The organism is Vibrio furnissii CIP 102972, from assembly GCF_000176175.1.
GTDB lineage: Bacteria > Pseudomonadota > Gammaproteobacteria > Enterobacterales > Vibrionaceae > Vibrio > Vibrio furnissii.
Map to the genome: position 1 here is coordinate 380,652 of NZ_ACZP01000013.1, position 21,771 is coordinate 402,422.

Here is a 21,771-nt window from a genome sequence, read left to right on the forward strand (position 1 = left end):
CAGCGCCCAGCGGTGGATGCATGGCTGACCTTTCACGCCAATTGAGTATAATGAGCGTCCATTTTTGCGAGGTCGTATGTTCGATATACTCTTAACCCACCCTGATTTTCTGCTGATCAACAAGCACCCCAATGTGTCCGTCCATAAAGACGATGGTGACACGATGTTGCTGCAGGAAGTGGCGAAACAAAGCGGTGATGCGCAGCTGTATCTGGTGCACCGATTAGACAAAATGACGTCGGGCATTTTGCTGCTCGCGCGCAATGCCAAAGCCGCCAGCGAGTTGTCGAAAGGCTTTGCTGAGCGTCAGGTTGAAAAGTTCTATTTGGCGCTGGGCAGCAAAAAGCCGAAAAAGAAGCAGGGCCTGATTAGCGGCGATATGGAGCGCTCACGCCGTGCGTCGTGGAAGCTGTTGACCTCACAAACCAATCCGGCAGTCACGCAGTTTTTCTCTTTGGCTGCCGAGCCGGGCGAGCGTCTATTTCTGTGTAAACCGTACACGGGTAAAACACATCAGATCCGTGTGGCGCTTAAATCTGTCGGCTCCGGTATTGTCGGTGATCCGATCTACAATGCGGGAAATCAGGCCGACCGTGGCTATTTGCACGCATTTGCGCTGCGCTTTTCGTATGCAGGCGAGACGTACCAGTGGGTATGCGATCCACGCCATCAACCGGCGCTGGGCGAAAAATGGAACAGCGATATTGTCAGTCAGGGCATTGAATCCTGGCTAGAACCCTGGTCACTTAGTTGGCCCTCAGTGAAAAAGTAAACATAGCTATGCAAGCATCTGCTTTATCTCAATTCTTTTCTGAAATGACGGCACAACTGGCGCAAGCGCCGAATGAAGTGCGTCGCCTGTTTCATGGTCGCGGCCAACGCTGGGAAGGTTTAGAGCACCTGACATGTGATTGGTTACAAGGGCAACTGATTGTCAGCGTGTTTAAAGAGGTCGACGAAGCCTTTTTGGCCCAACTGACCGACGGTTTACAGCAATTGGCGGTTTCCCCGTTGTGGGCCGAGAAAAACGGCCAGTGCATCGTATTGCAACACCGCTATGCCGATGGTGCACCATCAGAAGTGCTGGTGGGCGAGCTCAACGCACGCCCAGTGGTGGAAGAGAACGGTTTGAAGTTCCAACTCGATATCGGCAGAAACCAGAACTTTGGTCTGTTTCTGGACATGCGTTTGGGACGTGACTGGGTGCGTGAACACGCGGCGCACAAAAATGTGCTGAACTTGTTTGCTTACACGTGCGGCTTTTCAGTGGCTGCGATTGCCGGTGGCGCAGACCACGTGGTGAACGTCGATATGGCCAAAGCCTCGTTGTCGAAAGGGCGTGAGAACCATCTTCTGAACGATCACAACGTCAATCAAGTGAGTTTTCTGGGACATGACATCTTTAAATCGTGGGGCAAAATCAAGAAAGCGGGCCCATACGATTTGATCATCATCGACCCACCATCGTTCCAAAAAGGCAGTTTTGCACTGACCAAAGATTACGCCAGAATTTTGCGTCGTTTGCCGGATTTGTTGGCGCCGCAAGGTGAGGTGTTGGCGTGTGTGAACTCACCCATGGTCACCAGTGAATTTTTGATTGATGGCATGAAAGCCGAAGCGCCAGCGCTGAACTTCCAATATCGTCTGGACAATCCGCCAGAATTTGCCGATATCGACAACGAATCAGCATTGAAAGCGTTGGTGTTCAGTTAAGCCATCGACGTTTCGAATTCATCGCTAGGATTGAAGACGTAAAAAAGCCACGTAGACACGTGGCTTTTTTGTCTGCTGAAGACAGATGCGAAAAACAGATGCTGAAGACAAATGTTTACGACAGATGAAGCTGCTCGATCAGTGTTGCCAGTCGCGAGCGATCCTCGCCTTGAACCGACATGAGCGGCAATGGCAGGCAAGGCGTGTCGACCAAATTTAACAGCTCAGCACCTGCCGCGATGCAGCGCAGGCTGCCATTGTGACGGCCAAACATCGCCCACAAATCCTGCAAACGGCGGGAGAGCTGCTGCGCCTGGGCATGATTTCCAGATTGCGCAGCGCGGGTCAGTTCCAGCGCGGTGTTAGGAAACAGTCCTGCTATCACGGAATACCACACATCGCAGCCCGCACTCAGGCCTGTTGCCGCAAAGGCATCGCCACTGACGCCGATGGATACATGGCTTGGAATCAGCGCGCGCAAACGTTCGACGCGTGCTTTGGCTTCTTGTGGGTCGTTGGGTACACCGGGAATCTTAATCGAGGCGATATTAGGCAGCTCGGCAATCTGACCATGCAGTTCATCACTGAAGTGAAAGTGAGTGGTTCCTGGATTGTCATAGACACACAGGGGAACCGAAATCGCTTCGGCCACGGCTTTAAAATGTGCGAGCACTTCCGCATCGCTCAGTTTCTGATAAGACATCGGTGCCAGTAACAGCCCGCTGGCGCCAGCTTTTTGCGCGTCGTCTGCAAGGTTCAATAGATCTTTGGTTCTCAGTGCGCCAATGCCGACGATGACTGGCGTGTTTCCCGCATGCTCAACAGCAATCTTGGCCACACGCGCGCGTTCTTCACGCGTCAGATAGGCATAACTGCCGGTTGACCCGAGGGCGCCAATTGAATCGACACCTGCGGTGGTCAGACGCTCAATCAGGCCGACGAACGCGGCCTCATCAATGCGCGTTTCATTCATGGGGGTGAGTGGGAACGCGCTCAATCCTGAGAACATAAAGGAACTCCTTGTCGTATGGTCATTGTTTATGAAGGCTGGCTTTCTGCCTGATGCAGCGTGTGATATCCCGAATAGATGCGGGTCAGCGTGGTAAACCAACAGGCCGCGCCAAACAGATACGCAATTAGGCTAAAGTGCTGCGGTAGCAAGCAAATGAGCACGAAGCAGCCGATGGTTTCACTCCCTTCGGTCAGCCCGCTCATGTAATACAGCGATTTATGTTGATAGACCGGATTTTGAATGCCGCGTTTGCTCGCCATGACCGCGAATGCAAGAAAGCTACTGCCAGTGCCGATGAACGAAAAAATGAGAAATGCACCAGCCACGGCGTTCGTTTCTGGGTTAGCAACCACAAAGCCGAACGGGATCAGCGAGTAAAACAGAAAATCGAGGCTGATGTCGAGAAAGCCGCCAGCGTCGGTTAAGCCTTGAATGCGCGCCAGCGCGCCATCGAGGCCATCACATAGGCGGTTGATCGCAATCAGCAGTAAGGCGAGTAGGTATTGCTCCAACGCCAGTGCTGGAAACGCCAGGCAGCCCATGGCAAACCCAAACAGCGTCACTTGGTTGGCGCTGACGCCAATGGCATCAAGCACGTCGGCCGATTTTGACAGCGGCCAGCGAATGACGGGAATCACGTAACGATCAAGCATGAGAAATCTCCGTAGGCCAGTGAATAATACGTCCGCCTGGTGGCGCGTCGTCTTCATCGTGGGTGACCATTAACGTGGGGACACCCGCCTGAGCCAGTTGGCTGAACACCCAGTCACGAAACTGGCTGCGCAGCGATTTATCGAGCTTATTGAAGGGTTCATCCAATAAGGCCAGTTTGGGGCGCGCAAGAAGCATGCGGATCAAACTGATGCGCGCCCGTTGCCCACCAGAAATTTGATCGGGAAACGAATCGGCCAGTTCAGTCAGCGTGATTTGCTTGAGCGCCGTCAGCGCCGCGGTTTTTCGCGCCGCACCTTTGACCGTGTTGGGAAGGGCAAACGCGAGGTTTTCCCACACGGTCAAATGTGGAAACAACAAGTCATCTTGAAACAGCATGCCGACATGGCGTTGATGCGCTGCGATGCTACTCAGTGCATTGCCTTCTAATCTCATCTCGCCGCTGTGAGTAAATTCCGCATGAAGATGCCCGGCGATGGCGCTGAGCAGCGTGGATTTCCCACACCCACTCGGCCCCATTAACGTGACGATTTCCCCAGCGTGGGTGGCTAGGTTAAATCCCGTCAATAATGAATCGCCGTTGGTTTTACGGATGGTGAGGTTTTCGAGGCAGAAGGTCATGCAAAATCACTTGTGGTTGAACGCTGCGGTGGCGTCGGATTTGAACTCGACTTATCACGACCGCAAGGGAGAAGAAAATAAACGGCAACAAGGCTTGCCAAAGGGCATAAATGGCCATCACGCGGCGGTCATACCCACTGGATAATGCAACCGCTTCGGTGGTGATGGTCGCAATGCGCCCGCCGCCCAGCATCAAGGTCGGCAGGTATTGCGCCAAACTGACGCTGATGCCAACCGCCCACGCATACAGTAAGCCCGGCAGTAACATCGGTACTTTGATCTGCCAGAACAACTGCCAAGGTGTTTTACCCAAGCTGAGGGCGACGCGAGTGTAATTTGGGTTGTAACTTTTCCACGGCCCATCCAGCGCCAAATAAACCAATGGGAAGGCAAAAAAGACATGCGACCAGATCACCCACAAGGTGTAATGTTCGGCTGCGATAAAGAGCGTTGCGATTTGCAACCCAAACAGCAGCGAGATTTGCGGCAGCAACATCGGCAAGACGATCACCCACGCAGGCAGTGCGAGGCGGGAGCGGGTGCGAAACTCGTGAGCAATCACGCCCAGAAGTAGCGCCAATGTGCCGCTGAGCAGTGCAATCCACAAACTCTGCGACAGTGTGGGCAGCATGTTCGGCCATTCGCTGAGCCAAAACCGGTCGCTGAATTGGCTTGGCCATAGGCTTGGAAACCGCCACCGCTGGGCAACACTCCACACCAGCATGAGCGGAAAGATGATCGCCGCGCAGCTCAGCACAAGCGTCATCACCGATTTCCCCGGCAGTGACAGGCCATGCCGGCCGCTGGAGAGCCAGCCTCGGAAAACGCGCAGAATGAGCGCTTCGATAAGCACGACCGACAGTAACATCAGACCCGCCAAACCCAATAAGACGACGGCACCGGCAGCAGCGCGGGGTAACTGGTTTAAATCTGGATCGCTAAACCATTGCCAGACCAGAACGGCAAAGGTCGGTGGTGTTGTCGGGCCGAGGATCAAACTGACGTCGACCACCGACACGGAATAGGCGATGACAGCAAACAAGGCAAAGCGCATTTTGCGTAGCCATTGAGGCAGCACGAGTTTCCACCAACTCTGCATTGGCGAATAGCCGAGTGACGCACCACTGGTGAGTAGGGTTTGCACATGGAGTTGCTGTAAAACGGGAATACTCATCAGCAGCAAAAATGGGGTTTCTTTCAATGCCAGAGCAAGTGTCAGGCCGAATGCATGGGGATCGTGCACCAGCCAGGCTGAATCTTGGGTTGAGACTTGATAATCAAATAGCGCAACAAATGCGCGCGCCATCATGCCGGTGGGCGCGAAGAGAAACGCAAACCCAATTGCAAACGCAACGTGCGGCAGCGCCAATAACCCTGACAAACAGTGCTCGACCCAATGCCAGCGTTGACGACTCCAGAGCGTCATTAACACCGCGAAGCTGAGCAGCAGGGCGCCATACGTGCTGAGCAGCGCGGACCCGGCTGAAAGTAGCAGCGATTGGCCAACGCCCGTCCAGCGCCACACGTCCGAAAATCCTGCAACCGAGAACTCGTGCAAACCCACCGCAGGAATGTAACCCAGTGATGAGAGCATCACGCCCATCATGCCCGGCAGGATGGGGGCAATGCCAATGAGCAGCAGGAAGCAATAACCGAAACGAATCATGGCAAGCTCAACGGGTTATTTGGCCGCGCCATAACGTGTTTGCCATGCCGCCTCGAGCGCGGCTTGCCAGCTCGGGTGCGGTTCGGCAATTGATTTGAACAGTTTGGTGTTCGCTGCAGAACCGGTTAAAACGTCGTTTCTCAGCACCGATGGATCGCCCCACACATTCATGTCGCCCTTGCGTGATTGCGCCTCAGGACTCATCAGGAAATTAATGGCAACCAGCGCGCCTTCTTTGGCGGTGGCGTTCCATGGAATCGCCAGGAAATGAATATTCGATAGCGCGCCTGCTTGCATCGCGTGACTACGCGTGGTTTTGGCCAGCTTGCCAGACGCCTGTGCAGAATAGACCGCGTTTGGGTTAAATGTCAGCGCCAAATCGATTTGGTCATCATCCAATAATTGAATCATTTCAGACGAGCCAGACGGAAACTGCTTTCCCGCGCGCCATGCGACTGCATGCAATTCGTCGAGGTAGTGCCACAACGGCGCTGTAATCAGCGCAAAGGATTGGGCGTCAACCGGTTTGGACAATGCCGCATCGTTGTTTGTGAGTTCAATTAGCAGCGCCTTTAAAAAGCTGGTGCCGTGAAACTCAGGTGGGCGAGGGTAGGTGATCCGATTGGGAAATGCTTTGGCGTAACTCAGCAGTTCAGCAAACGATTGTGGGGGATTGTTGAGCTTTTGATGATCATAAATAAACACCAATTGGCCGACACCCCACGGCGCTTCTAGCCCATCGGTGGGTTCTGAAAAGTCACTGTCGATGGGCAACGATGCGTTGATGTATTGCCAGTTGGGTAAAGTCTCGACAAACGGCCCGTATAGTAGGTCGTTGTTTTTCATCGATTTAAAGTTTTCACCGTTGATCCACATTAGATCGACGCTGCCACCGCTCTCTTTACCTGCGGCCTTTTCGGCAATCAGTCGCGTCACGGTTTCTGCGGTGTCGGTGATTTTGACTTGCTTGAGCTCGACACCGTATTGCGTTTTCAACTGTTCACCTGCCCAACGGATGTACTGATTGATCTCTTGGCTTCCTCCCCAAGCGTGAAAATAGACTGTTTGCCCACGGGCTTTGTCACTGATGTCTTGCCAAGATTGAGCAGATGCCGACAGAGAAAGTACGCAGGCGCTAAAAAGGGTAAGCAGCTTTTTCATAATTGTCCTTTGAGATCGCTGATATCGGTTCGTATAAGGCTAGAGACCGGAACAGGTAGCGGTTTCATTCATTATGTATGAAAAAAGCCAAAAGATCTGATTCATAAGGAAAATGATTGGCAGAAATACGCAAAAGGCAGCCGATGGGCTGCCTTTGAATAGAATCGATTACTTGGTGGGGATTAGTTTACCCAGTCACGCAACGTAAATGTGAGCGTGTGAACATCGTTTTTCAGCGTCAACGCGTCTTTGGTGAGCGTTACGTCGTTCCAATCCATCAAAGATTGAGATACCGCTTGTTCCGTATCCATCACGTCGCCAATACACATCTTCATGGTCATGCCCATTTTTTCAATGCGCAGGCGGTTGTCTTTCAGCTCTGCTTGACCAAAGAAGTTGTTGCAGCCAGCGTTACCGCTTGCCATCATTTTTTCACCAATCTCAAGGCGAGGTGCATCGTAGTGTTCATTTTTTACGATGTCTTGGCCATCAATTTGAGTCAACTGCCAGTTATGATGTTGCAGATCCGCTGCGGTAATTTGCACATCGTCACCATTGCTTGCACAAGCCGCTAACAGAACAGGCATAGCCATTGCGGCAAGTAATGATTTTGAACTAAGCTTCATAGGATTCACTCCAAATGTGGAAAACGCGGTCAGTATAGTCAATAAACCCAGCATCATGTCAGCATAAGGTCATAGTTTAATATGCAACATGATGTAAAAATAAATGGAATTGTTATTGATAACAGTGGCTTATATTTCATGGCGCGCGGAGAGTGATTCGCAGTCGTGCCCCAAGTCGGATGGAAGGACAATCGCGTATTCATGGAACAACTCGAGTTTTTTCAAGTCCCAAGCCCATGTGTTGGCATTTGCACGGTGGATGAAAAAGGTTACTGCCGTGGCTGTATGCGTAAGAGGGAAGAGCGCTTTCGCTGGTTAGAGATGACGCCGGCGGAGCAGTTGCATGTGATTAAGTTATGTCGCCAGCGCTATTACCGAAAACGCATGGCCGAGCGAAAAGGTGCTGAACCTGCTGCGGAACCAAGCAGCCCGCAACAAGAGCTGTTTTAACGCTTAGGCTAGGGCTCTGGATGCACTAGCCTAAACATCATTCATCGCGGCTTATGACTTTAAACCCCAGTTGTCATCGACCCAGCCGCCTGCGTGCTCATCAAAGTGCACACCGCTGAAATTCCGTTTCGCTTCTGATTGAGGTTTAGCTTTCTTGGTGTCCGAGAGCATCGTTCGAATGTAGTTCGCCATTGGGTCAATACAGTCCGATTGCTTTCGAGTAGCAACCTCTTTGATCATTTGAAGACGAAAACTAGGGCTAGCGCGTTTCATTGGGGACCTCCACTTTATTATGACGACTAGTTTAAAAAGTTAGATCTTGGTCACTAATTCGTCAATAGGAGGCTTGCCATATATTTTCTAATGCATTTTGGTGCTCAATTAAACAGCAATCCCAGCCATTGGCTGGGATGATGTATTAGATGGCGATGATTCGTTTGCCGCGATAAAAGGACAAAATTGCATGGCACACTGGTGTCAGTCGAGGGACTTTTTAAAGCGCATCGAAGCAAAAAACAGACCAAAGAGGGTGAAGACACCAAGCCACAGCGTGTCTTTCCACAGATCCATCAAATCAGCGCCGCGCAGCACAATCCCGCGAATCAAGCGCATGAAGTGCGTGGCTGGCAACACTTCGGCAATCCACTGCGCCACCACAGGCATGCCTTCATACGGAAACATAAAACCCGACAGCAGAATTGAAGGCAACAGAATAAACACCGTCATCTGCATCGCTTGCAGTTGGGTTGACGCAACGGTGGAGATCATCAAACCCAGCGTCAAACTGGCAGAAATAAACAACAAGGTGCCAAACAGAATCTGACTCAGTGAACCGTTAATCGGCACATCGAAAATGGCGTGCCCCAATCCGAGAATAATGAACACTTGAATCAGCCCGACAAAGATATAAGGCACGATTTTGGCGATCATCAACTCAATCGAATGCACTGGCGTGGTGATCAGCAGTTCAAGGTTTCCCCGTTCCCGTTCGCGAACGATGGCCGCGCTGGTAAACAAGATCATCGTCATGGTCAGAATCACGCCCAGCAAACCGGGCACAATATTGACGGCCGCTCGTCGGCTCGGGTTGTAGAACAGGGTGACTTCAAACGTTGGTGTCGCGGCGGGTTTGATGTCGAAATCGAAGTCTTGCAGCGGCATATTTTTTAGCCCCGAAATCGCGCTGGTGATCATGGTGTCGGAGCCGTCTACAATCCACTGACCCAATTCGCGCCCATCTTGCACACGTCGGGTGAGGTCTTTGGGCAGAATCAACGCCGCGCGCACCTCGCCTTTGGCAATGGCTTGTTCCGCCTCGGCGGGTGTGGTGTAAGCATGAGTCAAGTCAACCACTTGGCTGACTTTGATCGATTCTGTCAGCAAGCGGCCAAACGTCGACTGGCTTTGATCAACCACGGCAACCGGAATGTTGCGCACATCGGTGTTGATGGCAAACCCAAACAGAATGAGCTGAATGAGTGGAATCATCACCACCATGCCGAAGGTAATGCGGTCGCGGGACAGCTGACGAAACTCTTTCACCATCACCGCTTTGATACGATAGAGAGAATTCATTGGCGGCCTTTTCCTGTCACGGTCACGAACACATCTTCCAAACTGGGGCGTGCAATCGCCATTTCCGCATGCGCCAATTCGGGCACGGTTTGGCGCAGCCACGCAATCGGGTCTTGCACCTGACGATGGATCAACACACGCAGGCGAATGCCCAGTTGCGCGGCGGAGCGAACTTCCGGTTTGGTGAGTAACATTTCTTTGAGCTTGCGCAGATGAGGCGCTTTCACTTCTACCACCGTCACGCCCATCTGTTGCATCAGTTTTTCGGGTTCATCGTCGGCGCGAATCTCGCCCGCTTCCATGATCGCAAGTCGATGGCAGCGCTCGGCTTCGTCCATGTAATGCGTGGTGACCAAAATGGTGGTGCCTTGCGAAGAGAGATCGAACAACTGTTCCCAAAATTCGCGCCGATTTTCCGGATCGACTGCGGAGGTGGGTTCATCCAAAAACAGCAATTCAGGACGGTGCATGGTGGCTGCCGCTAAGCCTAAACGCTGCTTTTGGCCGCCGCTCATGCCGCCCACGCGTTGTTTACGGCGTTCATCTAGCCCGTAGGTTTTCAGTTGTTCGTTGGTTCTGGCGCTGAGTGCTTTGCGGTTCATGCCAAAAATCTGGCCGATGAATTGCAGGTTCTCCTGAACGCTCAGGTCGTCATAGAGCGAAAATTTTTGCGTCATGTAACCAATCTTCAGCCGCAATGCTTCCGATTGACGTGGAATGTCGAGCCCTAACACGTTGACGTGGCCTTCGGTGGGGCTCAACAACCCAGTGAGGACGCGAATGGTGGTGGATTTGCCACAGCCGTTTGGGCCAAGAAAACCGTAAATGCTGCCTTTGGGCACACGAAGATTAATGCCTTCAATGGCGGTGAAATCACCGAATTTTTTCATCACGTCTTGAGCGTGAATGGCAAGATCGCTCATACCCACTCCTACGGTAAATCCACTTGGGCTGGAATGCCTGATGGCAACGATTGAGCCGACACGGGTAAATCGACTTCCGCAAGGTACATCAGGCGCGCGCGTTCGTTTTCGGTGAGGGCGTAATAGGGCGTAAACGAGGGTTCATTCGCGACCCAGCGTACGCTGCCTTGAAAGTCTTCGGCAACGCCATCGACATGCACGGTCACGGTTTTGCCGGCGGTCCATTGTGCGCGAAAACGCTCTGGAACGTACACGCGCGCGTAAGGCACGCTGTCGGCTTGCACCACGGCCACGATGCTGCCGACGGAAACCCGTTCGCCCAAGTTATACGGCAAGTTGTCGAGAATGCCGTTGCGGGTGGCGACCACGGTCAGCTCACTCAACTTCTGTTGCTGCAACGTCACATTGGCTTCAGCTGCCGCAAGTTCAGCTTTGGCTTGTTCAATCTCTTCAACACGCGCACCTGCGGTGAGTTTGGCAAACTCCTCTTTGGCGGAATCGAGTTCAGCGCGTGCAGAATCACGCACCGAGACGGCGCTGTCTTTTTCCGACTGACTGATCAAGCGTTTGGAGACCAGTTCCGAGATGCGGCGAAAGTTCTTCTCTGCTTCGGTGAGTTGCGCTGTTGCTCGTGAGACGCGTGCTTGTGCCACAGCAATGTCTTCCGGGCGTTCACCATTGGTGAGTTTGGCCAGCGACGCGGCGGCTTTGGCTCGCTGCGCAATGGCTTGTGCGAGCATGGCTTGCTGCGTGGCGTCATCGAGTTGAACCAACACATCGCCTACTTGGACTTCGCTGCCTTCTTTGACGGGCAGTTGGCGAATGATTTCGTTACTGGTCGCTGAGAGCGTCACGCGGTCGCGTTCCAGCGTCCCCAACGCTTGATTGTCGTTGTCTGGGCTGCAACCGGAGAGCAGCAGAATGAAAAGCGACAGCGTTAAACCTCGTTTCATGATCTGCTCCTTAGAAAAATAGTTATGGGGCACAAAGTGCAAAGGGATTCGTTTCATCGTTACAACAAGTTTATGTTAGATAAGCCATTTGTCGCATTCATTATTGGCGAACTCTGTGAATTACCAAACCAGATTTATTCATCAAAAACGTGTTGTTGTGGAATAGCGAGACGTGGGAGCGAAGGATGAAGCGAAGAGAGGGAGCGGTTTCGGCGTAATAAAACGTGAAACGGCCCACCGAGTGAGCCGTTTGAACAGAGGATTAGCGCGTCAGGCTGAACACCAGCGCGGAGACGGCCAATACACCGACGAATAGCACAAAGTAAGTGCTCAACCGTTGCTTGTAGGGGTGCAGGGCTTTCACGCGGTACACCGCAATCATCGGCATGATAAACAGAATCATCGCAATCACGGGGCCAGAGAGCGCCTCCATCATGCCAAGAATGCTTGGGTTCATGACGGCTGCAAACCAGATGGCGACAAACATAAACGCGATGCCCGCTTTATCGGCGGTACGAGCGGATAAGCGTGTGTGCTTGGTGATTAGACCATTGAGGCTTTCACGCGCACCCAAGAAATGACCAAGGAATGAGGAGGTGATCGCCACAAACGCCACCAAAGGCCCCAAGGTGGCAATGAATGGATTGTGCGTCGCGTTCGCCAGATAAGACAACACCGATACGTTTTGCGCTTTGGCTTCAATCAACTGCTGTGGGGACAAGGCCAGCACGCATGAGAAGACAAACAGCAGCACGAATGCAATCAACATGATGCTGGTGCGTTTGAGAATCTGCTCTGATTTGCTTACTGCGTCTGTTTTGTAGTGACGACGTTGAATGTTGGCAAAACTGGAAATGGCCGCGGCATGGCTAAAGGAAAACACCACCACTGGCACCGCAAGCCACACGGTTTGTGTGAAATCACTCAGCGGTGGCAGTGCCAACGAGGGCATGGTCCAGTAAGGCACGAGGTAAAACGACAGCGCCGCAAGAATGGCCGCCAGTGGATACACCATCGCCGCAAACGCGCGTAGCATGATCTTTTCGCCGCCCAGCATAATGGCGATCAGGCTAAACACCAAAACGCCTGACAGCAGTTCGCGCGGTGGCGGACTCATCTGCGCTTGGTTGACTAGAAAACTATCCACGGTGTTGGTGAGTCCGACACCATAAATCAGCAAAATCGGAAAAATCGACAAGAAGTAGAGCAGGGAGATTAAACGACCCGCTTTGGCGCCAAAGTGTTCTTCTACAACGTCGGTAAAATCGGCATCGGCCCGCTCAGAAGAGAGAACGAAACGCGCCAGTCCGCGGTGTGCCAGAAAGGTCATAGGAAAAGCCAGCACGGCCATGAGCACCAACGGCCAAAAACCACCGAGACCAATGTTGATTGGAAGGAAAAGAATGCCGGCGCCTACTGCGGTTCCGAACAGGCTCAGTAGCCAGTGTGTGTCGTGTTTATTCCAGGAGGATGTCGTTTTAGAAACACTAAAATCCAAAACGTCTTGAGATTCTTTCACTGAATGGAAGTCCATATAAGAATAATAATGTTGAGAATCCTACTCCTTTTAGTTGATGTGATCATATTGTGATTCTGGTCATATCCACTGGTGCAAAGGCGATGTGCTAATGTTTGAAACTATGAATTTTTCATAAAACCAGTATATAGTTCTGGTTTTTGGGGTTTAAACTAGAATTTAAATCTAAAAATTAACTATTTTTCAGATTGTCTGAGATGTTAACGCGTTGTGTCGTGAGAAGTTGATTGTTCTGTCGCCACGCTTTTCTAACGTGCAGAAATAAAAGCAATTTTACCTATGGAGTTGTTGTGCAATTTGCCGCACAATCGTGGTCTGCCTCATTTACAATTATAACAATTCACCATGTTTGCTAACCTGCGCGCCGAAATCATTCTCGTCTTGACCACACTGCTTGCCGCAGCCGGGTGGGTATTCTCTAAACAAGCCATTCAGGGGCTGCCTCCATTTGGCTTTATCGGGTTACGATTCGTGACCGCGTCACTTATTCTTTTGCCGTTCTGCCTGCCAGCGCTGCGCAGGGCGTCACTGGGCGATATTCTGCGTTCAATGGGGGTCGGCGTTTTTCTCGGCGGTTCGATCTTCTGTTGGATTTACGCCATCGCCATCAGTGACACACTCGGCGAAGGGGCCTTCATCATGAGCTTGTCGATGCTGTTTGTGCCGCTGGTGGCTTGGCCACTGTTTGGCAATAAACCGAGCCGCGCGTTCTGGACATCCTTGCCTATCGCGATTGTGGGGCTATTTTTGTTGGCATGGAACGGTGAATGGCGTGTTGCCGCTAGTCAGTTGTGGTTTTTGCTTGCTGCAGTTGGTTTGGCGATGCATTTCAATTTCAACAGTCAATATTCAGCCAAGCTGCCACCGATGTTGCTGACCACGTTGCAGCTGTTTACCACAGGTTGCTTGGGGTTGCTGCTCTCTTACGCGGTTGAAGATTGGCCGCAGGTGGTGAGCGGCGAAACCTGGAAATGGTTTGGCCTGAGCGTGCTGCTGGCGACCAGTTTGCGTTATCTGATGCAAACCGTCGGACAAAAGCACGCGAACCCAACCAACGCCGCAATCTTGATGCTGCTTGAACCGGTGTGGACGATGTTGCTCAGCGTTTGGATTTACAGTGAATCCATGCCGCTGAACAAAATCGTGGGTTGTGTACTGCTGCTGAGCTCGCTGTTGCTGTATCGCATCAGCAACTTGCGACGCTAATGGCTGAAAGGTATTGCCCATAACGGTATGACGCCGCTGTCACATCCGATGGGCTTATGATCCCCACACTTGATGTTCAATTTCTTTGAGGAAGCGAATCTTCGCCCATTGTTCCTCGGCGGTCAGTTTGTTGCCCTCTTCAGTCGAGGCAAATCCACATTGCGGGCTGATGCACAGGTTCTCCAGCGGCACGTAGCGTGTGGCTTCGTGAATGCGAGCTTTGATCTGCTCGGCCTGTTCTAATTCAGGAAACTTCGAGGTGATTAAGCCAAGGACAATCTGGCTGTTGGTGTTTGACCAATGGCGCAGCGGGGCGAAATCGCCTGAACGTTCAGAGTCGTATTCCAAAAAGAAACCATCATAGTGCGTGGCGAACAGGGCTTCGGCGACCGGTTCATAGCCACCGGAAAATAGCCAAGAGGAGGCATGGTTTCCGCGGCAAATGTGCGTCGTTACAATCAGATCGTTTGGTTTATCGCGCAGGGCATCATTAATGATGCGCGTGCAGATCTGCGCTATCTCATCGGGATTGATGCCTTTTGCTTCTAGGCTCTTGCGCTTGTCGGCATCAATCAGAAATGCCCAGTTGGTGTCGTCGAACTGTAAGTAACGGCAGCCATGCGTGTAGAACGCTTGAATCGCGTCACGGTAGGTTTGTGCGAGGTCTTGATAAAACAATGCCAGATCAGCGTAGATGTCATGAATGCGTGACGACCCATCGTTGGCCAGAATCTCTTGGCGCAAAATCATGGTTGGGCTTGGAATTGTCGCTTTGGCCAAGTTGCCTTCATCGTCACCAACGGCTTTGAGCAGAAAGTCGAAATGTGCGAGAAAGGGATGCTCAGGATTGAACGCGATTCGTGAGGTCGCGCGAATGTTATAAGCGGGCGCGGCTTTGCCATGAAAGGTTTGGTTGTAACCAGCATCAGGCGTGTAGCCTTCAATCCCATGCAAGTTTTCTAGAAAATCGATGTGCCAGAAACCTCGGCGGAACTCGCCATCGGTGATCGCCTGAATGCCCGCCGCTTTTTGTTGTTCAACCAGGTCTAGAATTGCTCGATCTTCAATTTGGGTGAGTTGTGTGCGGTCGATCATCCCTTGAGCGAAATCACGGCGTGCCTGATGGAGAAAAGCCGGACGCAGATAACTGCCGACGGTGTCAGTGCGAAAAGGGGGACGTGAAGCCATGATGGTTACCTCTAGTGTGTCGTATCAATGAGACTAGATTAATGGATGGCTAGACGTCTTGTTAATCCGTTTTTGTTCATGCACACCATGAAATAAATTCACCTTGCAGCACGAAGGGGATGCATATTTGGAAAATGGTGTTGTGTTTCTAAAGAGATGAATGTCATGCCATTCAATGACGAAGTCTGAAATTGGCGGTGGAACTCGTTGGGGAAAATAAAAGAAATGTTGGTGAGGTATGTACCTTCATTTCGAGCTCTCATACACCCTTTGGGCTGCTGTCTGATATGACGGAATCAGAGCGATGTGAGGAGCCAGAGTGGCGTGAGTTCGAAATGAAGGAGGGTGATTTGAACTGGTAATGATGTGAGGTTTCGGTATTACCAGTTCTCGAGTGCCTAACGGCGTTTAACTATGATTTTTTCTCTGCTTTGGTGTCTTTCCAGTACTGGATGCGAACACGATGCAGCTGAGCACGTCTCATTTTTTTCATAGTAATCTCCTTTATAAGTAACGCTCTTTTTGAGCTTATTGTTTAAGGTTTACTGATTTGCCCCCGTTTCTTTTTTCTGGGAGCGGCTTACATGTTATGGAATATCCATAACGGCTTGAGTGAGTTTATTTTGACTCACCAAATTTTGTTTCGATGACGTTTGTCTTCATTCGGGTTTACGTTACCCATGTCGTATGACAGAAAAATGTCAATCAAGTTCCGTGCCTACTTGTCACCGAATATTCATATTCTTACACCAAAGTGCGTACAAAAAGCAAGAAGTTGTTTCATGGCGGGTAGTTACGCCTAACATGCTTGCTACCGATTGTTAACGTTCACTTCAGTGAAAGCGCGTTCTCGCGTCTATATCACCGTTCGCCGCGCAAAAAAGGGCACAGAATTGCCGCTTGCTGTTCACCAATACGGTGCAGTGACACGCGAGGTCACGACGACGAACGTTGACGTGTGATAATCGTTTTCGCGTTTATAGCTCGAACAAATCATCGAATTTACGTTGCTCTAGAATATCCTCGATACGTTTTCGAGTTTGATGTTCCGTGAGCGTTTTTTTATCTTCCGGAAGTATCACTTTATCTTCCGCTTTCTTTTTTTCTTTCTTCGGCATAAGTTAATTTCTGTCTTGTTGAATAAATCGATTCTAGACGGTTAAATTCTAAAGGACAGAAAACTCGCCTAATTTGTGACCTTTGTTCGACAAGTATTTTTCAATTCTGATCGCCAACAAAAATCAACATTCTATTTTTATGTCCGGTCTTTAGAGTTTTTCAGACACGACAAAGTTCCGCGACAATTGTTTAATTGAAGACTTTCAATTGAATTGAATGTTTTCAAAGTTCCACGAAATATTATTTTATCGAGATGACATTCAGATGAATCAATCACCAGATCGCTTGTTCGCTCTTCGAACCTAAAAAAGGCAAGACGACAAGTGGGCTTTGGAATGTACGATCGAATAAAACGGGGTTAGAACGGAATTATCGTTGGACAGGTAGAGCCGGGGAAGGTGTAAACGTGAATCGCGTTTGGGTAGATAGCGTGGCGACAGGCGCCACGCTACTGGCACTTATAGTGCTACTACGTTTGCCGCTTGAGGGCCTTTTTTGCCCTGTTCAACGTCAAAGCTTACACGCTGGCCTTCAGCCAGAGTTTTGAAACCTTCAGAAACGATAGAAGCGAAGTGTACGAATACATCATTGCCACCGTTGTCTTGAGTGATGAAACCGAAACCTTTAGTTTCGTTGAACCATTTTACAGAACCAGTCATTTTGTTAGACATAGATACCTCTATATATATTTTAAATTGTTACAAAGTTTATATGCGCTGATAACAAAAGCTATTAAATGGACTATCTATTGGAGCTGTCGCAGGAGCTATACGAAGGGTATCGAAAGATGACTGAGAGAACTTTAAATGTATCACTAATAGCTCAGTGGTAAGAGCTGAGCGCTACTATACAGGTTAAACGCATAATGAACAGCATTATTTTCAATCGTTAGGTAAATATTTGTTACTCGGATGTAAGGGTGGGCTTTAAAAGCAGATAAAACGCCGATAAAACCAGTGCAATCTCAAGGTTCAACAGATGCAACAGTGAAGCAAAAGGGCGCCAATGTTGTAGCGGCATCATTCTGCGTGCCCTTGCGATTCGAAACAAAAAGCGCCGTCTGGACGGCGCGGATGTTGGCATGTTGGGATGATGGGACGGTTAGTTAGGGCAGGTACATGCCTAGAGACACCATCATGTCGTCCAGCTCTTCTTGATGCTGAACCGAGGTCTCAAGCAATTCGTTCAGTTCGTGTTCGGGTAAGGACGATCCAAAAATCATAAAGCAGCGCCACTGATTTTCCGGTTTGCTGAGCTGGGCAATGAAGTGCTCAAAACTCAATTCTCCTTCTTCGTACACCAAATAATAGGTGATGAGTGTGGTGAGGCGAGGAAGGCAAGCTTGTTGTGCGAGTGAGGAAGCCGCCAGCAATGTGGTCAAGCGCTCTCTAAGTTCAAGACGAATTTCATTGAGTGAGTAATCGATGATATCAGCCATAGCTCTTCTCCAAGCGAGGGGGTTCTTTGAACGTAGCGCAAATTGACGCGCGCGGATACGTTTAACGAAGACTGGTGATTCATTACTTAATATACACCACATTTTGCAGCGCTTCTTTTGGGTTGGATACAGGCTGAAATCCCCGTGGTGTGATAAGCGGTTGAAACATCGCCCAAGGAATGGTCATCGAATCTTCTCCAATCGGCCTTGCTCGCTCCCGTGTGAGTTCGGGGGGCGGTTTGGGTTTAATGTTTAGGACGCTTGGCGCTCTTGCGCAATGGTTGCCAATCCTTGTTCAAAACGTGTCACGGTAAATTCGGGGAAACGGCGCTTAAACTTGTCGGAAATAAACACGTTGTCGACGTGATAGCGAGGTAGCAGCTCAGCCGCGTCGCGCACGGTTGGGTTGAATTTCCCCGCGATCCAGAGCAGCCAAGGCTTGAGGACACGATAGTTTGGTTTGACGCCAAAGGTTTTCGCTGCCAACTGGACGAATTCTTGATACGTCAGGCGTTCATCATCGCAAGGTAGATGCCACGTTTGACCATACGTATCGGGCGTGTTGCCCAGTAGAGCCATCGCTCGGCTGGCATCTGGCGTGTAGATCAGGCTGCGTTTGACATCATCGCGAATAAATAGCTTGGCGGCTTTGCCTGCCAAGAGGTTATCGATGACGGTGCTGTTGGTGATGCTTTGTGTTTTCCCCGGGCCATAAAACTCCGGCGCGCGACAAATCATGGCGTCAAGTTGGCCTTGCTGCATGGCATCAAGCAAGAGGGTGGTGATCTGCGCCCGCACTTTGCCTTTGGCACCATAAGGTTCAAACGGTGCATCTTCTCGTTGCGGGGTGGCCGTTTGTGGGTACATGTATGTGTTGTCGAAGTAGACCAACTTCGCGCCGTGTTCGATGCACGCATCAATGACGTTGCGCATCAGTACCGGCCATTGTTCCACCCACAACTGCGTATCCATGGGGAGGCCAGCGGTGAGATAGACAATTTCAGAGCCCGCTACTGCTTGCGAAGTTTGTGCGCGATCCAGCAGGTCGGCAGCCATCAGTTGGTCTGAATCATTGACTTTTTGTGGGTGGCGGCTGACCAAACGAATCTCGCTGGTAAAGTCGCGTTTCAGGCTCAGTGCTAACTCACGGCCAATCTGACCGTTGGCGCCTAAGATGGTTTGCATACAGGATGTCCTCAATTACGCTGGGTGTGATGCTTATCCTAAGGTTAAAGTGAAGTTGAAGGTCAAGCGGCAATGTTTAAATTCCCTTGTCCCTAAAGCAAGATTAGATAAATTCCGCAGCACAAGAAGCAGTATTTTGCTTACGAGTGCTTTATAGTCGAGTCATTGCCGACTACGAGAAAGGAGCACGGGATGTCCATCAAACATTGGCTGGTCAGTTTTACCCTGCTAGTGCTGAGCGGCTGCAGTACTCACGTTATTCCTTATACGCCAGAGCCTGGGGCATTGACGGAGTCGCCGGATGTGATCATTGAAGAGGTCATCATGGCGCAGCCAGTCAACCTTCGCCCAGAAACCATCGTCGTGACAAACGAGTACCTGATGCTGGATGACGGTGTAGTGCGCGAAACGATCACAACATCCCACTCGACGTTTTCCGGCAGTGTGGCCGTCGGGGGCGTTGCGATTCGCGCCAAAGAGAGAAGCTTAAACGTGCATCTCTATTTCAATGCATTGCAGACGCCGATGCTGTACCGCCAAAACGAGTGGTACATCGTGCAGCTCAACAATGATTCAGGGCAGGTTGTGAAACGCTTTTACGTGCGTGATCAACGCAAAGCCGAAGTGTTGATTGATGCGATTACGATGAAAATTCAGCGGGCGCACGCCCTTGCCGAGCAAGCCGCCGACGAGTCATAAGGACCGGCAATCAAGACCATGAGGCAGGCGCGGGACCTGCGCATGGCGTCATCATGCGGTGTGAGGGGAAGCGCTATTTAAACTCAAGCGATGAAAAGGTACCGAAGAACTTGAACAAGCTTTCCAGCTCTTCGAAGTTATCATCGTTGCGCGACTCACGCTGAATCAAAAACAGCAGCAATTCAACGAACAAGAAGCCAATGGTTCGACTGTGGAAGATCGAATCGACGTCACTCGGCAACACATATTGCGCGTCGCTGTAGATGGCGTACGGGTTAGAATAGGTGTTGGTCACCACCGTGACGTAGGCTTTTTTACTGTGAAAGTATTTGGTGATATCCAGCACCACTGGGTTGAATCGGTAATACGAGAACGCCAGTAACACGTCATTTTCTTTAATACCCAGCAACGCCTTGGGCAGCTCACCTTTATCCAACGGCAGCAACACCACTTCCGAGCGATTGTATTTCAAGAGGGTGGAGAAATGGATGGCCAGCGCTCGCGATGATGCGGGCCCGACCACGTAAATGGTGCGGCGTTTGTCGGCAATGCGTTTGGCGAGCGCTTCCAACTCATCAATTTTCAATTCTGCGGTAAATTGATCGATCAGCAGACTCACGTTACCAATATAGCGCGACGCTTCTTCTTTGGTATCGGTGCCTTGAACCATCGCGCGTGCTTTATTGGCTTCGATAGGGGCGACGAAGGTTTGGGCGATCTGATCTTGCGTCAGGGCGCTTTTAAATGCGGCGTAGCCGGTGTATCTCACGCACACTAGGTGTCGAATAGGCGTTGTTCTTGCTCAAGCAACTTATCCTGCTCGTTGAGATCTCGCGCCAGATCGTCTGGTGATTGATAGCCATAATATTTCCACAGCCCATCTTGGGGTAAATGGTATCGGCTGACCATCTCATTGAGCCATTCCTTTCGGGTGTCCATCAACATCTGTTTCAGTTGTTGTAATAGTGCGTGCATCGCATACCTCCTGACCTGTTTGTGAGAGGTGCATTGTATGGCGCCATGCAACGGTGCAGGAGTTACATTCGTCTGATGATCAATACTTTTCGCTTATGTTTTGCTAACATCCGCTTCATTGTGGGTTAATCAATACTTTTTGAGTGATGTATGAAGGGGAAGTTAGAGCGCGTTCCACAGCGGATTGGTGTGTCATGGCGTTATCGAAAACTCCGTGAAGCGAGTAAAAGCTACGGGTGGCATTGTCACCATGAGTATGAAATTGCCATTCATCGCAACTTCATCGGACGATGTTTTGTCGGCAACTACGCCAGTGACGTTGACCACAATCACATGGTGCTGATTGGCCCAGGATTGCCGCACACCATTTATGCCGACGCACTGATTGATGCTCATGATTTGTGTGAAACTCACGTCATTTGGTTTCAAAAATCATGGGTGGAGGGGTTGATCGCCCAATGCCCCGAGTTGTCAGCGCTGAACGAGTTATTGGCAAATGCCCAGCAAGGCTTACAGTTTTCGCCGCAAACCGGGGAGCAGGTTTGTACTTTATTGGCCGATGTCCTGGAACTGCCGCCCGCTCGACAATTGGCACGGCTGATTGAGACGTTGTGTTTGATGTTGGAAGATGAGGAAACGATTCGATTAATCAATCCCATGGTGACGCATTCAGGCAAAGCGCAGAGCCGAACAAACAGCAACATTGAGAAAATCGAAACCTATTTAATGGCGCACTTTGGCGAAAATATTTCACTCAATGATTTGGCTGAGCATCTGTTTTTAAGTGAAAGCAGCATACGACGTTTATTTACGGATCATTTCAATGAAAGTTTCACGCAGCGACTCAAGAAGATTCGTTTGAATGTGGCCTGTGACATGCTCGCTCATACCGATGTTCCGGTGAATGTGATTCGCGATAAGGTGGGGTATACAAACCAAGCCAATTTCAATCGCCAGTTTAAAGCGTATAAACGCGTCAGCCCCAGTGAATACCGGTCGGCCATGAAGCGCTATCGTTAGAGAAAAAAGAAAGGGTCGTGAGAAAGGCGATG

24 protein-coding genes are annotated in these 21,771 nt (G+C 50.6%); 6 read left to right on the forward strand and 18 right to left on the reverse strand.

From position 1 onward, the window contains the following. Positions 1 to 76: 76 nt before the first annotated feature. Positions 77 to 772, forward strand: coding sequence for a TIGR01621 family pseudouridine synthase (locus VFA_RS05765; protein WP_014204936.1), 696 nt, complete (start codon positions 77 to 79; stop codon positions 770 to 772). Positions 773 to 780: 8 nt separating this feature from the next. Next, on the forward strand, positions 781 to 1,713 hold the full coding sequence (locus VFA_RS05770; RefSeq protein ID WP_004725541.1) for a class I SAM-dependent methyltransferase: 933 nt from the start codon (positions 781 to 783) through the stop codon (positions 1,711 to 1,713). A gap of 115 nt (positions 1,714 to 1,828) precedes the next feature. Here the strand turns inward: VFA_RS05770 and VFA_RS05775 are convergent, their stop codons facing one another. From VFA_RS05775 to VFA_RS05800, 6 genes are all read right to left on the reverse strand, one after another. Beyond that, positions 1,829 to 2,722: a dihydrodipicolinate synthase family protein gene (locus VFA_RS05775; protein ID WP_004725544.1), complete on the reverse strand. Its 894-nt coding sequence runs from the start codon at positions 2,720 to 2,722 to the stop codon at positions 1,829 to 1,831. Positions 2,723 to 2,751: 29 nt separating this feature from the next. After that, on the reverse strand, positions 2,752 to 3,378 hold the full coding sequence (locus tag VFA_RS05780) for a CDP-alcohol phosphatidyltransferase family protein (protein ID WP_004725545.1): 627 nt from the start codon (positions 3,376 to 3,378) through the stop codon (positions 2,752 to 2,754). Next, positions 3,371 to 4,018, reverse strand: coding sequence for an ATP-binding cassette domain-containing protein (locus VFA_RS05785; protein WP_004725547.1), 648 nt, complete (start codon positions 4,016 to 4,018; stop codon positions 3,371 to 3,373). Before VFA_RS05785 ends, VFA_RS05780 begins: the two co-directional genes overlap by 8 nt. Further along, positions 3,984 to 5,684, reverse strand: coding sequence for an ABC transporter permease (locus tag VFA_RS05790; protein WP_004725549.1), 1,701 nt, complete (start codon positions 5,682 to 5,684; stop codon positions 3,984 to 3,986). The genes VFA_RS05785 and VFA_RS05790 overlap by 35 nt, the downstream gene beginning before the upstream one ends. A gap of 15 nt (positions 5,685 to 5,699) precedes the next feature. Then, complete coding sequence (locus VFA_RS05795) at positions 5,700 to 6,845, reverse strand: ABC transporter substrate-binding protein (RefSeq protein WP_004725551.1); 1,146 nt, start codon at positions 6,843 to 6,845, stop codon at positions 5,700 to 5,702. Between the two features lie 182 nt (positions 6,846 to 7,027). After that, positions 7,028 to 7,471 carry an META domain-containing protein gene (locus VFA_RS05800; RefSeq protein ID WP_014204943.1) on the reverse strand — a complete coding sequence of 148 codons (444 nt, stop codon included), beginning with the start codon at positions 7,469 to 7,471 and terminating at the stop codon, positions 7,028 to 7,030. 201 nt (positions 7,472 to 7,672) lie between these two features. On the opposite strand from VFA_RS05800, the gene VFA_RS05805 reads away from it, so the two are divergent. Then, a complete protein-coding gene (locus tag VFA_RS05805) occupies positions 7,673 to 7,921 on the forward strand; it encodes a DUF1289 domain-containing protein (RefSeq protein ID WP_004725555.1) in 249 nt (82 codons plus the stop codon). A 51-nt stretch (positions 7,922 to 7,972) separates the two neighbouring features. Here the strand turns inward: VFA_RS05805 and VFA_RS05810 are convergent, their stop codons facing one another. The 5 genes from VFA_RS05810 to VFA_RS05830 all read right to left on the reverse strand — a co-directional run bounded on the left by VFA_RS05810 (position 7,973) and on the right by VFA_RS05830 (position 12,891). After that, positions 7,973 to 8,194, reverse strand: a complete 222-nt coding sequence (locus VFA_RS05810; protein ID WP_038151051.1) for a hypothetical protein — start codon at positions 8,192 to 8,194, stop codon at positions 7,973 to 7,975. Positions 8,195 to 8,398: 204 nt separating this feature from the next. After that, positions 8,399 to 9,496, reverse strand: a complete 1,098-nt coding sequence (locus tag VFA_RS05815; protein ID WP_004725559.1) for an ABC transporter permease — start codon at positions 9,494 to 9,496, stop codon at positions 8,399 to 8,401. Next, on the reverse strand, positions 9,493 to 10,419 hold the full coding sequence (locus VFA_RS05820) for an ABC transporter ATP-binding protein (protein ID WP_004725560.1): 927 nt from the start codon (positions 10,417 to 10,419) through the stop codon (positions 9,493 to 9,495). The genes VFA_RS05815 and VFA_RS05820 overlap by 4 nt, the downstream gene beginning before the upstream one ends. An 8-nt stretch (positions 10,420 to 10,427) precedes the next feature. Continuing rightward, entirely contained in the window at positions 10,428 to 11,372 is a 945-nt protein-coding gene (locus VFA_RS05825) for an HlyD family secretion protein (protein WP_004725562.1), read from the reverse strand. A 262-nt stretch (positions 11,373 to 11,634) separates the two neighbouring features. After that, complete coding sequence (locus VFA_RS05830; protein ID WP_038151409.1) at positions 11,635 to 12,891, reverse strand: aromatic amino acid transport family protein; 1,257 nt, start codon at positions 12,889 to 12,891, stop codon at positions 11,635 to 11,637. A 363-nt stretch (positions 12,892 to 13,254) separates the two neighbouring features. Between VFA_RS05830 and VFA_RS05835 the strand changes: the two genes are divergently transcribed. After that, a complete protein-coding gene (locus VFA_RS05835; RefSeq protein ID WP_004725566.1) occupies positions 13,255 to 14,115 on the forward strand; it encodes a DMT family transporter in 861 nt (286 codons plus the stop codon). A 54-nt stretch (positions 14,116 to 14,169) separates the two neighbouring features. Here the strand turns inward: VFA_RS05835 and VFA_RS05840 are convergent, their stop codons facing one another. From VFA_RS05840 to VFA_RS05855, 5 genes are all read right to left on the reverse strand, one after another. Further along, complete coding sequence (locus tag VFA_RS05840) at positions 14,170 to 15,303, reverse strand: 5-methyltetrahydropteroyltriglutamate--homocysteine S-methyltransferase (RefSeq protein WP_004725568.1); 1,134 nt, start codon at positions 15,301 to 15,303, stop codon at positions 14,170 to 14,172. 977 nt (positions 15,304 to 16,280) lie between these two features. Further along, a complete protein-coding gene (locus VFA_RS23885) occupies positions 16,281 to 16,421 on the reverse strand; it encodes a hypothetical protein (protein WP_004725570.1) in 141 nt (46 codons plus the stop codon). 459 nt (positions 16,422 to 16,880) lie between these two features. Beyond that, positions 16,881 to 17,093 (reverse strand): transcription antiterminator/RNA stability regulator CspE, encoded by a 213-nt coding sequence (gene cspE, locus VFA_RS05845; protein ID WP_004725572.1) that lies wholly within the window; start codon positions 17,091 to 17,093, stop codon positions 16,881 to 16,883. Between the two features lie 434 nt (positions 17,094 to 17,527). Further along, positions 17,528 to 17,860: a hypothetical protein gene (locus tag VFA_RS05850; protein WP_004725574.1), complete on the reverse strand. Its 333-nt coding sequence runs from the start codon at positions 17,858 to 17,860 to the stop codon at positions 17,528 to 17,530. Positions 17,861 to 18,112: 252 nt separating this feature from the next. Beyond that, a complete protein-coding gene (locus tag VFA_RS05855; protein ID WP_004725576.1) occupies positions 18,113 to 19,045 on the reverse strand; it encodes an NAD-dependent epimerase/dehydratase family protein in 933 nt (310 codons plus the stop codon). 192 nt (positions 19,046 to 19,237) lie between these two features. Here VFA_RS05855 and VFA_RS05860 point away from each other — a divergent pair, with 192 nt between their 5' ends. Next, complete coding sequence (locus VFA_RS05860) at positions 19,238 to 19,744, forward strand: hypothetical protein (RefSeq protein ID WP_004725579.1); 507 nt, start codon at positions 19,238 to 19,240, stop codon at positions 19,742 to 19,744. 73 nt (positions 19,745 to 19,817) lie between these two features. Here the strand turns inward: VFA_RS05860 and VFA_RS05865 are convergent, their stop codons facing one another. Next, positions 19,818 to 20,513, reverse strand: a complete 696-nt coding sequence (locus tag VFA_RS05865; RefSeq protein ID WP_004725582.1) for a MurR/RpiR family transcriptional regulator — start codon at positions 20,511 to 20,513, stop codon at positions 19,818 to 19,820. Between the two features lie 5 nt (positions 20,514 to 20,518). After that, a complete protein-coding gene (locus VFA_RS05870) occupies positions 20,519 to 20,719 on the reverse strand; it encodes a hypothetical protein (RefSeq protein ID WP_004725585.1) in 201 nt (66 codons plus the stop codon). A gap of 150 nt (positions 20,720 to 20,869) precedes the next feature. Here VFA_RS05870 and VFA_RS05875 point away from each other — a divergent pair, with 150 nt between their 5' ends. Next, complete coding sequence (locus tag VFA_RS05875; protein ID WP_004725588.1) at positions 20,870 to 21,739, forward strand: helix-turn-helix transcriptional regulator; 870 nt, start codon at positions 20,870 to 20,872, stop codon at positions 21,737 to 21,739. Positions 21,740 to 21,771 lie beyond the last annotated feature (32 nt).